The sequence below is a fragment of the Achromobacter sp. GQ309 genome (assembly GCF_059759315.1).
On record NZ_JCAXDP010000008.1, the window covers coordinates 208,484 to 222,288 of the forward strand.

The following is a 13,805-nucleotide window of genomic DNA, read 5'->3' on the forward strand; positions in this document are numbered from 1 at the left end:
ATCGCCGTCGCCACCAATAGAGAGCGTAAGGACGCGCGGTATCGCTTGTGGTATGCAGCCATCTTAGCGGACGGCTCGCGCAGCGGGAATTCCGCCGTCAATTCACCCCAGCCGCATGCGCCTGCTCGTCGGCGTGGTACGAAGACCGCACCATCGCGCCCACCGCCGCATGCGAGAACCCCATCGCGTAAGCCTCACGCTCGAACATCGCGAACGTGTCCGGATGCACATACCGCAGCACGGGCAGATGATGTTCCGACGGCTGCAGATATTGGCCGATCGTCAGCATGTCGACATTGTGGTCGCGCATATCCCGCATCACCTGCAGGATTTCCTCGTCGGTCTCGCCCAGGCCCAGCATCAGGCCGGACTTGGTAGGCACTTCCGGATGCAGCTTCTTGAACTCGGCCAGCAGCTTCAGCGAGTGCATGTAGTCTGAACCCGGACGTGCCTGCTTGTACAGGCGCGGCACGGTTTCCAGGTTGTGGTTCATGACGTCCGGGGGACCCGCGTTCAGGATGGTCAGCGCGCGGTCCAGGCGGCCGCGGAAGTCGGGGACCAGCACCTCGATGCGGGTGGTGGGCGACAGTTCGCGGATATGCGTGATGCAGTCGACGAAGTGGCCGGCGCCGCCGTCGCGCAGGTCGTCGCGGTCGACCGAGGTGATCACCACGTAGGACAGCTTCATGGCGGCGATGGTGCGCGCCAGGTTTTCGGGCTCTTTGGTGTCCAGCGGGTCGGGCCGGCCGTGGCCCACGTCACAGAACGGGCAACGGCGCGTGCACTTGTCGCCCATGATCATGAACGTGGCCGTGCCCTTGCCGAAGCACTCGCCGATGTTCGGGCACGAGGCCTCTTCACAGACCGTGTGCAGGTTGTGTTCGCGCAGGATGCGCTTGATGTCGTAGAAGCGTGAACCGGGCGCGGCGGCCTTCACGCGGATCCATTCGGGCTTCTTCAGGCGCTCGGCCGGAATGATCTTGATGGGAATGCGCGCCGTCTTGGCCTGCGATTTCTGCTTTTGCGTCGGGTCGTAGGCCGCTTCCGCGGGCGCGGCGGCGGATTCGTTCGAGGGCACAGGAGACTCGGCGAGCGTGGACATGGGACACCTTCGTGACCGGCGCGCAGAACGGCCGGGTCTGGGAGAAAACAGGCATTTTACCCTTCGCGGCCCGATCCGATGCGGGAACGTCCGGCGGCCCGGGGAGCCGCTGCAGTATGTCCGGCGCCCCCAACAGCCCTGGGTTATCGTCTGGCCTGACGCATTTCCAGCCTTTGCCATGCCTTCCCTGCCCTCGCCCGCCCCAATCGCCGTGATTGCCGCCCGTCTCGATGCCGGCCCGACCGCCCGCGCTTTGCAGGCCTGCAGTGAACGCGTCGCGTCAGCGGGTTACTACCTGTCCGTCGGCCCCTGGCACGAGGCCGCCGGCCTCGCCCTGCTGGACGGGCTGCGACCGGCGGCGGCCCTGGTGATTGGTCCCGTGGACACGCCCACCCTGCGCACCGCCCTTAGCGCGCTCGAGGTCCCCATCGTCGAAACCTGGATCGCCTGCCCGCAGACGCTGGACAGCGCGGTCGCCATCGACAACGCCGAAGCCGGCCGCATGGCGGCCCGGCATCTGGCCGAAAAGCGCCATCCGCGCGTCGCCTGCATCAGCGCCGACACGCCGTGGGAGCGTGCCCGCCGCGAGGGCTTCATCAGCAGCGCGGCCGCGTTGGGACTGGAACTGGTTGCGGACATCGTCCAACCGGAAGTCCAGCACATGAACGACGGCCGCATGGCGTTCCTGCGCCTGTTGGCCACCAATACGATCTTCGATGCGGTGTTCTGCACGTCCGACCTGCTGGCGGCCGCCGCCGTGTCGGAGGCGCACAACCGCGATCTGCAGGTACCGCAGGATCTGGCGGTGCTGGGGTTCTCGGACGACGGCAGCGCGGTGCAGTGGGTGCAGGGCCTGACCACGCTGGGCGTGGACGCCGCCGAGCTGGGCCGGCGGGCCGGTCAGCTGTTGCTGGACCGGCTGGACGGCGAACGAGGCGCCGGGCAGCACGACATGATGGAAGTGGTGTTCGATGCGCGCCTGAGCACCTGAGGCGCGTGAGGCGCGTGAGTCGCGTGAGGCTGGTCTACGCTTCGTAAAGCGCCGGAAAGCCGCAGTCCTGCAGCATGCCGTTGGCTTCCTTCAAAAATGCGGGCGTCGCGGTTTCCGGGACGCGGACCAGCCATTGCACGGCTTCCTCTTTCTTGCCCTGCAACAGCAGCATCCGGCCCAGGTGGAACATCCCGCGGAAGTCGCCGCCCTCAGCGCAGCGCCGGTAGCAGTCGAACGCGCGTTCCAGGTCTTGCGGGACCACGTCGCCGGCCTCGTGATAACGGCCCACGACGCCGATCGACTTCACGTGGCCGGCCTGCGCGGCCTGCTGGTACAGGGCCAACGCCGCGGCCTGGTTCTGCGTCACGCCGCCCCGGCCCGTGCGCAGCATATGGGCGTAGTTGTACAGCCCCCAATCCAGACCCGTGTCGGCGGCGCGGCGGAACCAGTACGCCGCGACCGTATCGTCGGCCGCCACGCCCCAGCCGTTTTCATAGCAGCGTCCCACCATGTTGATGGCCATGGGGTGATCAGCGTGCGCGGCACGCTTGAACCAGGCCAGTCCCTCCGCGGGCTGGCGCTCGACGCCCACGCCGTCCAGCAGCATCTGTCCGTAGATGGTCTGCGCCTCGGTCAGCCCCAGGTCGGCGGCGGCGCGGATCCATGCGGCGTATTCCTCTGGCGGTCCGGATTCGCGCAGACGGGCAAGCTGTTCGGGCGTGGTGGCGGCGACCTCGGCCGCGGTGTAGGTCTTCAATTTGCGTTCCTTCGGCGTTGCCAGGCGTGCGCAAGATTCTGCGCCAGCGCATCGCCCGTCTCGGTGGGCGTGCGCCGCACCCCACAGGCCGCCATGTCGACGGTGCGCAAGCCTTCGTAGCCACAGGGATTAATGCCCAGGAACGGCGCCAGATCCATCTCGACGTTCAGCGACACGCCATGGTACGCACGGCCGTTGCGGATCTTGATGCCCAGCGCGGCGATCTTGGCCAGCTCGCCGCCTTCGGGATGCGGCACATAGACGCCCGGCGCGCCGGGCTTGCGACAGGCCCCGTCCACACCCAACTGCTCGAGCGTGTCGATGACGGCCGATTCCAGCAGCGCCACGTATTCCTTCACGTACATGTCAGCGCGGCGCAGGTCGAACAGCGCGTAGGCCATGACCTGGCCGGGGCCGTGATAAGTCACCTGGCCACCGCGGTCGCAATGCACGATGGGAATGTTGCCGGGATTGAGCACGTGTTCCGGCAGGCCCGCCTGGCCCAGCGTGTAGATCGGCGGATGCTCGCACAGCCAGATTTCATCCGGCGTGTTGTCGTCGCGCTGGCTGGTGTACGCCTGCATGTCCTGCCAGACCGGCAGATAGTCCGCCGGTCGCGCGAGCCACTTGATCACAGCGGTCTTGCCTTACAGGACGATAGACACCATGGGGTGGCCATGCAGCGCCCGGTACAGCGCATCCAGTTGCTCGCGCGAGGTGGCGCGCACCGTGAAGGTCAGGCCGAGGTAGTTGCCGCCCTTGCTGGGGCGCATTTCCACCGTCGCGGCGTCGAACCCGGGATCGAACTGCAGCACTACCTCGGTCAGCGTCTGCGCAAACTCGGGATGCTGCTTGCCCATGACCTTGATGGGAAAGTCGCTGGGATATTCGATCAAAGAATCTTCGGGCGGAATGTTCATGATGTGCCTAAAAAGAGTTGCCCCTGAATGTTCTTATATGGGGGCAAGCGGCGTGCCGGCAAGTGCCGGCGGGCGCCGTTGGGGCGGACGGCCGGCCCGCATGCATTGCAGGCAGGCCGCCCCGCGCCAGGACTACAGCGCGGCGATGCGGGCATCATAACCCGCACGCAATTGCTCAAAAACAGGGCCAGGCTTGCCCATACCCACGGGTTTGCCGTCCAGCGACACGATGGCCAGCACTTCCTTGGTAGCGGACGACAGCATCAGCTCGTCGGCCTGCTCCACCTCTTCTTGCGAGATCCGGCGCGACTCGAACGGGATGCCGGCCTCGGCGGCCAGTTCGCCCATCAGGCCGTAGCGGATGCCTTCGAGGATCAGGTTGTTCTTGGGCGGGGCCAGCAGCTTGCCGCCGGAGACCACCCAGATATTGGTGGACGCGCCTTCCGTCAGGTAGCCGTCGCGGAACTGCAGGACCTCGTCGACGTGGGCGTCCACGGCCTGCTGCTTGGCCAGCACGTTGCCCAGCAAGGACACGGACTTGATCTCGCAGTGCAGCCAGCGCTCGTCAGGGATGCTGATGGCGGACAGGCCTTGTTCGCGCTGCGCGGCAGGCGGCGGGGACCAGGGCGCGATCATGCCGAACACCGTGGGCGTGACGGCCGGCATGGGGAACGGATGGTCGCGCTTGGCAACGCCGCGCGTCACCTGCAGGTAGACGATGCAGGTGTCGAGGTTGGAGCGGTCGAGCAGCTGCTGGATCAGGTCGATCCACCCGCTGCGGTCGAACGGCGGCGCGATGCGCAAGGCAGCTAGGCTGCGATCAAGGCGGTCGAGGTGTTCGGCCATGCGAAACGCATTGCCTTGGTACACGGGGACGACTTCGTAGATGCCGTCGCCGAAAATGAAGCCGCGGTCCAGGACGGAGACCTTGGCCTCGTCCACGCGCAGGAATTCACCGTTGAGATACACCTGGCTTTCGCCCGGCACGCCCGGAATCATGAGGCACTCCTGAATTTGAAATGGAACAGGGACGAGCCGCGCGGCTCGCCCCCGAAGAATGCAAAACGGGCGTTTCGCGCACGAAACGCCCGCTGCTAGCTTACACCCGCGGCTGCGGCCGCGGGGCGCCGATTTACTGGAACCAGCGCTTGACGGTGTCGACCATGCGGCCAAAGAAGCCGGCACGTTCGACGGCGTCCTGCACCACCAGCGGTTCGGTGCGCAGAACCTTGCCGTCCAGCGTGAATTGCAGCGTGCCGACCTGCTGGCCCTTGGCCAGCGGCGCGATGAGCGGATCGGTGCGCTGCGCGACCGGCTTCAATTCACCCGCCTTGCCGCGCGGCACGGCGATGGACACCGGGTTGGGCGGACCGAGCTTGACGTTCTCGGCGGTGCCTTCCCAGACGCGGGCGTCGATGCCGGGCTGGCTCTTGTCGAACAGCTTGACCGTGTCGAAGTTCTGGAAGCTCCAGTTCAGGAGCTTGAGGCTTTCTTCGGCGCGCGTCGCTTCGCTGTCGGTGCCCACCACGACCACCAGGATGCGGCGATCCCCGCGCACGGCCGTCGACACCAGGCAGTAGCCGGCCGAATCCGTGTGACCGGTCTTCATGCCGTCCACCGACGGGTCAGCCCACAGCAGGCGGTTGCGGTTGGGCTGCGTGATCTTGTTGTAGGTGTAGCTCTTCTGCTTGTAGTAGTGGAAGAAGTCCGGGTGATCGGTGATCAGGTGCGCGGACAGCGTGGCCAGATCGCGCGTGGAGGTCATGTGCTGCGGATCGGGCAGACCCGTGGCATTCATGAAGTGCGTGTTCTTCATGCCCAGGCGATCGGCTTCCTGGTTCATCAGCGCGGCAAAGGCGGACTCGCTGCCACCCACGGCTTCGGCCAGCGCCACCGAGGCGTCGTTGCCCGACTGCACGATCATGCCCTGGTTCAGTTCGTCCACCGTGACCGGCTTGCGCGGTTCGATGAACATGCGCGAGCCGCCCGTGCGCCAGGCGTGCTCGGACACCGGCACGGTCTGCTCCAGCGTCAGGCGCTTTTCTTCCAGTGCGTTGAACACGACGTAGGCCGTCATGATCTTGGTGAGCGAGGCCGGCTCGACCTTCATGTCGGGATTGGAAGCGGCCAGCGTCTGGCCGCTGTTCACATCGACGACGATCCAGGCCTTGGCCGCGATGGTGGGCGCCGGGACGGCCGAGACGTCGCCGACGGGCACCGCGCCGGTCGGCGACGGAGCCGGTGCCGTCGCGGCCGGCGCGGCGGCGGGTGCGGCTGGCGCCTGCTGCGCCCAAGCTGGCAGGGAGGCCGCCAGCATCGCTGACAACACCGCGCCTGAAATGATGCGACGGGTAAAGACAACGGGGGATTGAGCGGAGTGAGGCAATTTCTTCATCGGCAACGTGGGTCCAGGAATGACGCCCGCCGGCGCGGGGCAAGTGGCTGACAATTATAGGCAGTCGATCAGACCCATCCCGGCCGCGTGGGGTTCCCTGCGCGCCTAAAACATGCAACCTGATGCAACCTGCGAACTGCCGGGAGGCCGGATCAGTCCAGCGCAACCTTCAATCGGGCCTGCACCAGCTGGCGCAGCACGAGCAGCTTGCCGTGGAAGAAATGCGAGGCGCCCGGCACCACCACCACCGGGATCGAGCGCGGCCGCGCCCAGTCCATGGCTTCAGATAGCGGCACCACTTCGTCTTCTTCGCCGTGCACCATCAGCGTGTCGTCCGGCACCTGCACCTCGTGCGACTGGAAGCGATTGACGGCCGGCCCCATTAGCATCAGCGCCGACGGCAGCACGGCCTCGCCCGCATCGGCCAGCGCGGCGTAGGTTTGCGCGGCGACGGCGGTGCCGAACGAAAAGCCCGCCAGCACCCAGGGCGCCTGCGCCAGTTCGGGATGCAGTTCGCGCATCTGCGTAACCACGGCCAGCATGTCCTGCGTTTCGCCGACGGACTTGTCGAACGTGCCTTCCGATTGGCCGACGCCGCGGAAGTTGGGGCGCACCGCCACCAGGCCGTGCTGCACGCAGGCGCGCGACAGGGTCGTGACCACCTTGTTCTCGCGCGCGCCGCCCTGCAGCGGATGCGGATGCAGCACCAGCGCCCAGCCGCGCGGCGTGTCGGCGGGCCAGTCGATGGCGCAATCGATGCGGCCGGCGGCGCCGGTGAAAGCGTGGGTTTCAGTGCGTGCGGACATGGCGGGACTCAGCGTGCGGAAAAAAGAAACGATGTTAACCGCCCGGCCCGCCCGGCGAAATGCCGGTTGACCGCAACCAGCGCGCAGCGCCGCGAGCTGACGCTCACTTTCCGCGCGAGGCGGCTGCGGCGGGCGGCCGCAAGGTGGCGGCAAGCCATTGCGCAAGCTGGTCGCTCGCCTCGTCGGTGGCCTGGCGCAGCGCCGCGACGCCCCCTTCTGCATCCTGCGTGGGCGCGGGCGCGGCCACCAGAATGCGCTTCTGGTCCACGACGTTGCGCCCATCCAGCAGCACCGCCTGCAGCAGGACGCGCCCCTGGCTCGACTGGCCGTCTTCACAGAAAACCTGCTCGAACTGCGCCAGCGAGACCTGCAGTTGCGGCGTCTGCAACGTGACGCGGTCGCTCAGCACCGCGCCTTGGCGCGACAGGCGATCGGTGATGCGCTGCCGGACGAGGTCGGCGGGCGACGCGGCCCAGCGGTACGTGGCATAGGAACGCGGCGCGGCGCTGTCGCCCACGCGCCAGATCATGCCGGTGTCGGTCAGACCGGGGGCCGACTGGAACGTCAGCGCGATCGGATCGCGGGCCGGCAAGGCAGGCACGGGCCGCGCATCCAGCCCCAGGTCGAACAGCGTGGGCGGCGCGTCCACGCGGCCGATGCCGCATCCGGCAAGGGCCAGGGTCAGAATCAGAATGGCGCTGCGCATCTTCATGAGGTCTATCTCCGGAATCCGGCAAAACCGGGTTCGCCGGGTCCCGGCGCGATGGGCGGGGGACCGAACAGGAACGATTGCGGCGTGTTGTCCACACGGCGCAGGGTGATGGCGGCGCCACGCGCGGCCGTGCTGACGTCGTTCGCCATGGTGGTGAAGGCCGGCAGGGTCTCGCCATCCAGCCGCGCGGCGGCCAGGGCGATGTCGTTCAGGCTGCGCGTGGCCACCGCCAGCGGGCCGTCCGGCGCATTCAGGCGCGCCAGCGACTGGCGGGCCTGCTGGGCCAGGTCGCCGATCTCGCGCGCGGCGCGATCGGCCTGGCGCGAGGTGCTGTTCAGCGAATCCATCAGCGGACCAAGCTTGGCCAGCGTGGGCGCGAGGTCGCGGCTGGCTTCCTTCAGGGACAGCGAAATGTCGTTGGCATTCTGCAGGCTGGCCGTAAGCGCCTGCACGTTCTGTTCGCTCAGCACGCGTTTCAACTGTTCGGTCGCGACTTCGACGTTGGAGATCAACTGGTCGCCACGCTTCTCGATGCGGTCCAGAAAGCCCGGGCGCAGCGGAATGGCGGCCGGATGCTCGGCGGTGGAGGTCAGGCGCTTGAGCGACGAGCCGTCGTCGCGCAGGTCCACGTTGGCCATGCCGGTCACGCCCTGCACGCCAAGTTCCGCCCACGTCGATTCGGTGATCGGCGTGTTGGGCGCCACGCCGATGCGGATGCGCACCTGCCCGGGTTTGTTGGGGTTGAGCGCCAAGGACTGCACGCGGCCCACGGGCACGCCCTGGTAGCGCACGGCCGACTGTGGATTCAGGCCCGTGACGGCCGTGGCCGAGATGATTTCGTATGGCTGCAGTTGCGTCCGGTCGCGGCCGATCCAGATGGCCGTCAGCGTCGCGGCAGCCAGCAGGACCAGCGTGAAGATACCGGCCATGAGCGCATGACTACGGTTTTCCATGGTGCATTCCCTTCGGTGCCAGGTCTCCCAGCGCGCGCAGACCGCGCTCGCCCAGGAAGAATGTATGTATGAACGGGTGATCGAACTTCAGGACTTCAGGCACCGTGTCGCAAATGATCACCCGCTTCTCGGCCAGCACGGCCACGCGCGTGGCCAGCGCCAGCAGCGTGTCCAGGTCGTGCGTCACCATGACGACGGTAAAGCCAAGCTGCCGGTGCAGGCTGCGCACCAGGTCCACGAACTCGTCGGACCGCAGCGGATCGAGCCCGGCCGTGGGCTCATCAAGGAACAGCAATTCCGGGTCCAGCGATAGCGCGCGCGCCAGCGCCACGCGCTTGACCATGCCGCCCGACAGGTCCGACGGGCGCTTGTCCGCATCGCGCGACGACAGGCCCACCATGGCCAACCGGCACATGACGACGTCGCGCACCAGGTCTTCCGGCACCGTGCGCAGTTCGCGCAGCGGCAGCGCCACATTGTCGAACACCGACAGCGCCGAGAACAGCGCGCCCGCCTGAAACAGCATGCCCCAGCGGTATGACAGGCGCCGGCGCTCTCCCGCCGTCAATTCCGACAGCGTGTGACCCAGCACCTTCACCGTGCCCGCAGCCGGCACGTCCAGTCCGATGATCTGCCGCAGCAGCACCGTCTTGCCCGTGCCTGAACCGCCGACCAGCACCAGGATCTCGCCCGGAAACACCGTCAGGTCCAGATTGTCGTGCACGACATGGTCGCCGAACGCGGTTCGCAGGCCGCGCACGGTAATGACCGGCTCGACGGTCACGCCCTCTTCAGTGAACAGCCGATTCTGCGTGGCGTTGTTCATCAGATGCCCACCGAACTGAAAATGACCGCGTACACCGCATCCAGCAGAATCACGCCCGTGATCGACGTAACCACCGACGTAGTGGTGCCGCGGCCGAGGCTTTCGGTGTTGGGTTGGATGCGCAGGCCGAAATGGCAGGCGATGAGGGCGATCAGGATGCCGAAGGTCACGCCCTTCAGCATGCCGATCCAGTAATTGGTCAGCGTGATCGCATCAGGCAGCGACTGCAGGAACCACTGCGCGGACACGCCCAGTTGCGCCTGCGCCGCCAGCATGCCGCCCAGCAGCGCCATCGCGCTGGTCCACAGCACCAGCAGCGGCATCGTGATCGCCAGCGCCACCACGCGCGGCAGGATCAGCCGCTGGCCGTGCGAAATGCCCATGACCAGCATGGCGTCCAGTTCCTGTGTGACCCGCATCACGCCGATCTGCGCCGTGATCGCAGACCCCGAACGGCCGGCCACCAGAATGGCCGCCAGCACGGGGCCCAGCTCGCGCACGATGGACACGCCCAGAAGACGCACGATGAAGCGGTCGGCGCCAAACATCTGAAGCTGCTGCGCCGACAGGTAGGACAGCACCACACCAATAAGAAAGCCCACCAGCGCCGTGATGCCCAGCGCCTGCGCGCCGGTCCGGTACACCTGCGCGGAAATCTCGCGCCACGGTCCCAGCCAGGGCCGGCGCAGCATGGCGCCCACGTCCAGCACCAGTTGGCCCAGCATGATGAGCAGCGCCTTGCCGTTCTCGGCGGCCCGCAGGATCGCACCGCCCGTGGTGCGCACCCATGTCCAGGTTTCGGGCTTGGCGGCGGGCGCGGGCGTCTCGCCCTTGTTCATCGCCAGCGCGTTGAAGACGTCCTGCTGCCCCGCGCCCCAGCGCACGCGCTCGGGCAGCTTTTCGCCCCACGCCTGCCAGATGATCAGCGCGCCGATCGTGTCCAGCCGGTGAATCGCGTGCATGTCCCAGCGCGCGCCTTCCTTGGCCGCCCGCGCGAGCGCCGCGCGTCTGCGTTCCACTTCGCCCGACTCGGCCAGCGCCAGGACGCTCCAGTCGCCGCCGACGTGGCAGACCCCGCCTTCATGGCGGAAAGGCGCGGCGGCGGTCGCAAGCAATGCGGAATGCGGCATGTCGTCGGGGTGCGGATGCAAAAATGTATCGCCAATCATAAACGCAGGGGGGCTACGGCCGCGAGCGCGGCCCGCGTGCCCTACAATCGCGGCCATGCCCGCCCCCGTTTGCCCCATCGACCTACCCGCCCCGGAATCGCTTGCCCGGACGCTGGCGCAGCGCCTGCCCGCCTTCCAGGACGTCACCTGGACCGGCAGCACCGGATCGACCAATGCCGACCTGCTGGCGCGTGCGCGCACCGGTGCCGGCGCGGGCAAGCCCTGGCTCTTGGGCACGCATCAGCAGGACGCCGGCCGCGGCCGCGCGGGCCGCCCGTGGCAGAACCGCTCGGGCTCCACGCTGATGTTCTCGTGCGCCTTTGACGTGCACCTGCCCGCCATGCAGCTGGCGGCACTATCGCCGCTTGCCGGCGTGGCCGCCTGCGAAGCGCTGCGCACCGTCGCCGGGCCGAGTTCGCATGACCTGTGCATGAAATGGCCCAACGACATCCAATGGCACGACGCCAAGCTGGCGGGCATCCTCGTCGAGACCACCCGCAATCCGGGCGGCCGCGACACCGGCTACACCGTGGTGATCGGCATGGGCGTCAATCTTGCCGATGCGGCCGAACTGTCGCTGGCGCTGGGCCGCGAGATTGCGGACTGGACGCAGGTGCAGGCCGGCGCAGACCGCGCCGCCGTGGCCGCAGACCTGATCTGCGCCAGCGCCGCGGCGTGGCACGAGGCGGTCCGCACACTTGAACGCGACGGCTTCGGCGCATTCCGGCAGCGTTTCGACCAGGTGGACGCGCTGGCGGGCCGCAAGGTGAACGTGCTGGACAAGGGCGCTATTCTTTTAAGCGGCACCGCCTGTGGCGTGGACGAGCAAGGCCGCCTGCTGGTGCAAACGCCCGAGGGCGCCACACCGATCTCGGTCGGTGAAATTTCGATTCGACGCCAAGCATGATTATTCTCATCGACTCCGGCAACAGCCGCCTCAAAGTGGGTTGGCTGGACGCCACCAATCCGGACATGCCGCGCGAGCCCGCGGCCGTCGCCTTCGACGGCCTGGACCTGAACGCGCTGGATGACTGGCTTGCCGCCCTGCCCCGGCCGCCGCGGCGCGCGCTGGGCGTGAATGTCGCTGGCGCGGCGCGCGGCGACGCCATCGCGGCCATCCTGCAAAAGCACGGCTGCCCCGTCAACTGGTCGCCTTCGCAGGCAACGACGCTGGGCCTGGTCAACAGCTATCGCACGCCCACGCAGCTGGGCGCCGACCGCTGGGCCTCGCTGCTTGGCGTGCTGTCGCGCCTGCCCGGCACCCACCCGCCGTTCGTGCTGGCCAGCTTCGGCACTGCCACCACCATCGACACCGTCGGACCGGACAACGTCTTCGCGGGCGGCCTGATCCTGCCTGGCCCGGCCATGATGCGCACGTCGCTTGCCCACGGCACGGCCAACCTGCCCATCGCCAACGGCCAGGTCGTGCCCTATCCCACGGACACGCACGAGGCCATCGCCTCCGGCATCGCCGCTGCACAGGCCGGCGCCGTCGTGCGCCAATGGCTGGCGGGCCGCCAGCGCTACGGCCAGACCCCGCAGATCTACGCGGCCGGCGGCGGCTGGCCCGAAGTGCACCAGGAAATCGAACGGCTGCTGGCCGACGCGGGCGGGGCCTTTGGCGCCACGCCGGTTCCCGTTTACCTGGACCACCCGGTCCTGGACGGACTGGCCGCCGTGGCGCGCGCCACCTTGAACACCACTCCCTGACGAAGGTCCGGCATGCGCGTGCTCTTCATCCTGATCCTGTTGGCGAATCTGGGCGTCTATGCGCTGGGACAAGGCTGGCTGGGCGCCCGGCCCGAAGACGAAGGCCGCGATGGGCGGCGATTCAGCCAGGAATTGAATCCGGGCGCGGTGACGTTGGCGCCGCGTAAAACGCCTTAACGGCCCGACGCCGCTCCGGCCAGCCAGGGTCCCAACGCATCCATCGTCCGTCCGGTGGCGCCCGCATGCTGGTCGAACCAAGCCCGCGCGGCCTTGCTCGCCAGCTGCCTGCGCGGCGTGTCCCGCAGCAGCGCGATTGCCGCGTCCACCGCCTGCGCCGGATCCTCGGCGCGCAGCGCGGCGCCGGCCTCGATGGCGTCTTCCGCCGCCTGCTTGAAATTGAACGTGTGCGGCCCGACGATGACGGGCACGCCCGCCGCGCAGGCTTCGATCAGGTTCTGGCCACCCAGCGGCGCAAAGCTGCCCGCCACGATCGCGACATCCGAGGCCGCGTAATAAAACGCCATCTCGCCCAACGAATCCCCCACCAGCACGGCGGTATCCGGCGGCACAAGCGTGCCTTCCGAACGGCGCGCAAAACCGACTTTCGCGTCCGACAGCAGGCGCGCAGCTTCTTCAAAGCGCTGGGGATGGCGTGGGATCAACATAAAAAGCGGCGCGCCCGGCGCTGCGGCCTGACGTTTGATCGCCTCGATGAACGGCGCGTCCTCGCCCTCGCGTGTGCTGGCAACCGCAACCACCTGGCGCCCGAGCTGTGCCCGCCACGCGCGTCCCGCCTCTACCTGAGCGGGCGGCAGCACCAGATCGAACTTGAGGTTGCCGGTCACGACGGCCGCCGGCGCACCCGCCTCGGCCAGCCGCCCGGCATCCTCCGCCGTCTGCGCCAACACCATGTCCAGCCCGGCCAGGGCCTCGCGCATCACGCTGCCCATCCGGCGCGCCTGGCGCAGCGACGACGCGGAATAACGCGCGCTGACCAGCGCCATGGGCACCCGCGCCTGCCGCGCAGCGGCCAGCAGGTTCGGCCAGATCTCGCGTTCCATCAAGAGACCGCAGCGCGGCCGGTGCGCCGCCAGGAAGCGGCGGGTCGCGCCCGGAAAATCGTAGGGCAGCCAGACCTGCCGCAGTTGCCCCCGCGCGATGGCATCCTTGAACAGGCGCTCGCCCTCCGCGCGGCCGGTCGCCGTCGTGTGCGTGAGCAACACCGGCAGGCCGCGCGCCAGCAGTGCGTTCAAGAGCGGCAGCGCGGCTCGCGTCTCGCCCAGACTGACGGCATGCATCCAGACCGGGTTGTCCGGCAGCACCGTGGCCGGATCAGGGCGCCCAAAGCGTTCGGGAGAGAAGATTTCCCAGCGGCCCCCGGCGCGCTTGGCGCGGCGGGCCATCCATAGCCAGATCAGCGGCGCGAGCGCCCGAAGCCCCAGCGTGTAGACGCCGCGGTTCATG

16 protein-coding genes are annotated in these 13,805 nt (G+C 68.0%); 4 read left to right on the forward strand and 12 right to left on the reverse strand.

All coding sequences use genetic code 11. The features are described 5' to 3' along the window. Nucleotides 1-97: 97 nt before the first annotated feature. Nucleotides 98-1,102 (reverse strand): lipoyl synthase, encoded by a 1,005-nt coding sequence (lipA, locus tag AC6CIE_RS24025; RefSeq protein ID WP_498094310.1) that lies wholly within the window; start codon nucleotides 1,100-1,102, stop codon nucleotides 98-100. A 178-nt stretch (nucleotides 1,103-1,280) separates the two neighbouring features. On the opposite strand from lipA, the gene AC6CIE_RS24030 reads away from it, so the two are divergent. Beyond that, the gene (locus tag AC6CIE_RS24030; RefSeq protein WP_498094312.1) at nucleotides 1,281-2,093 is read left to right on the forward strand and encodes a substrate-binding domain-containing protein; all 813 of its coding nucleotides are present in this window, start codon (nucleotides 1,281-1,283) and stop codon (nucleotides 2,091-2,093) included. Nucleotides 2,094-2,127: 34 nt separating this feature from the next. Here the strand turns inward: AC6CIE_RS24030 and AC6CIE_RS24035 are convergent, their stop codons facing one another. From AC6CIE_RS24035 to AC6CIE_RS24080, 10 genes are all read right to left on the reverse strand, one after another. Next, nucleotides 2,128-2,850: a tetratricopeptide repeat protein gene (locus tag AC6CIE_RS24035; protein ID WP_175136879.1), complete on the reverse strand. Its 723-nt coding sequence runs from the start codon at nucleotides 2,848-2,850 to the stop codon at nucleotides 2,128-2,130. Continuing rightward, the gene (lipB, locus tag AC6CIE_RS24040; protein ID WP_218342531.1) at nucleotides 2,847-3,485 is read right to left on the reverse strand and encodes a lipoyl(octanoyl) transferase LipB; all 639 of its coding nucleotides are present in this window, start codon (nucleotides 3,483-3,485) and stop codon (nucleotides 2,847-2,849) included. The genes AC6CIE_RS24035 and lipB overlap by 4 nt, the downstream gene beginning before the upstream one ends. Before the next feature lie 12 nt (nucleotides 3,486-3,497). After that, the gene (locus AC6CIE_RS24045) at nucleotides 3,498-3,773 is read right to left on the reverse strand and encodes a YbeD family protein (RefSeq protein WP_175124995.1); all 276 of its coding nucleotides are present in this window, start codon (nucleotides 3,771-3,773) and stop codon (nucleotides 3,498-3,500) included. Nucleotides 3,774-3,902: 129 nt separating this feature from the next. Beyond that, nucleotides 3,903-4,769, reverse strand: a complete 867-nt coding sequence (locus tag AC6CIE_RS24050; protein WP_498094314.1) for a D-amino acid aminotransferase — start codon at nucleotides 4,767-4,769, stop codon at nucleotides 3,903-3,905. A gap of 133 nt (nucleotides 4,770-4,902) precedes the next feature. Continuing rightward, nucleotides 4,903-6,165, reverse strand: coding sequence for a D-alanyl-D-alanine carboxypeptidase family protein (locus tag AC6CIE_RS24055; protein WP_175124881.1), 1,263 nt, complete (start codon nucleotides 6,163-6,165; stop codon nucleotides 4,903-4,905). A gap of 152 nt (nucleotides 6,166-6,317) precedes the next feature. Further along, nucleotides 6,318-6,971, reverse strand: a complete 654-nt coding sequence (locus AC6CIE_RS24060) for an alpha/beta hydrolase (RefSeq protein ID WP_175185896.1) — start codon at nucleotides 6,969-6,971, stop codon at nucleotides 6,318-6,320. 103 nt (nucleotides 6,972-7,074) lie between these two features. Beyond that, nucleotides 7,075-7,683, reverse strand: a complete 609-nt coding sequence (locus tag AC6CIE_RS24065; RefSeq protein ID WP_498094316.1) for an ABC-type transport auxiliary lipoprotein family protein — start codon at nucleotides 7,681-7,683, stop codon at nucleotides 7,075-7,077. 5 nt (nucleotides 7,684-7,688) lie between these two features. Next, on the reverse strand, nucleotides 7,689-8,636 hold the full coding sequence (locus AC6CIE_RS24070; RefSeq protein WP_175124878.1) for an MlaD family protein: 948 nt from the start codon (nucleotides 8,634-8,636) through the stop codon (nucleotides 7,689-7,691). After that, a complete protein-coding gene (locus tag AC6CIE_RS24075) occupies nucleotides 8,623-9,462 on the reverse strand; it encodes an ABC transporter ATP-binding protein (protein ID WP_175124877.1) in 840 nt (279 codons plus the stop codon). Before AC6CIE_RS24075 ends, AC6CIE_RS24070 begins: the two co-directional genes overlap by 14 nt. Further along, on the reverse strand, nucleotides 9,462-10,592 hold the full coding sequence (locus tag AC6CIE_RS24080) for an MlaE family ABC transporter permease (protein ID WP_498094318.1): 1,131 nt from the start codon (nucleotides 10,590-10,592) through the stop codon (nucleotides 9,462-9,464). The genes AC6CIE_RS24075 and AC6CIE_RS24080 overlap by 1 nt, the downstream gene beginning before the upstream one ends. A gap of 94 nt (nucleotides 10,593-10,686) precedes the next feature. On the opposite strand from AC6CIE_RS24080, the gene AC6CIE_RS24085 reads away from it, so the two are divergent. The 3 genes from AC6CIE_RS24085 to AC6CIE_RS24095 are packed head-to-tail and all read left to right on the forward strand — an operon-like array spanning nucleotide 10,687 to nucleotide 12,518. Next, nucleotides 10,687-11,538, forward strand: coding sequence for a biotin--[acetyl-CoA-carboxylase] ligase (locus tag AC6CIE_RS24085; protein WP_498094320.1), 852 nt, complete (start codon nucleotides 10,687-10,689; stop codon nucleotides 11,536-11,538). Further along, complete coding sequence (locus AC6CIE_RS24090; RefSeq protein WP_175136886.1) at nucleotides 11,535-12,341, forward strand: type III pantothenate kinase; 807 nt, start codon at nucleotides 11,535-11,537, stop codon at nucleotides 12,339-12,341. The genes AC6CIE_RS24085 and AC6CIE_RS24090 overlap by 4 nt, the downstream gene beginning before the upstream one ends. A gap of 12 nt (nucleotides 12,342-12,353) precedes the next feature. Next, a complete protein-coding gene (locus AC6CIE_RS24095) occupies nucleotides 12,354-12,518 on the forward strand; it encodes a hypothetical protein (RefSeq protein WP_175124874.1) in 165 nt (54 codons plus the stop codon). On the opposite strand, the gene AC6CIE_RS24100 is transcribed toward AC6CIE_RS24095, so the two are convergent. Beyond that, complete coding sequence (locus AC6CIE_RS24100) at nucleotides 12,515-13,804, reverse strand: 3-deoxy-D-manno-octulosonic acid transferase (RefSeq protein ID WP_498094324.1); 1,290 nt, start codon at nucleotides 13,802-13,804, stop codon at nucleotides 12,515-12,517. The genes AC6CIE_RS24095 and AC6CIE_RS24100 overlap by 4 nt on opposite strands. Nucleotide 13,805 lies beyond the last annotated feature (1 nt).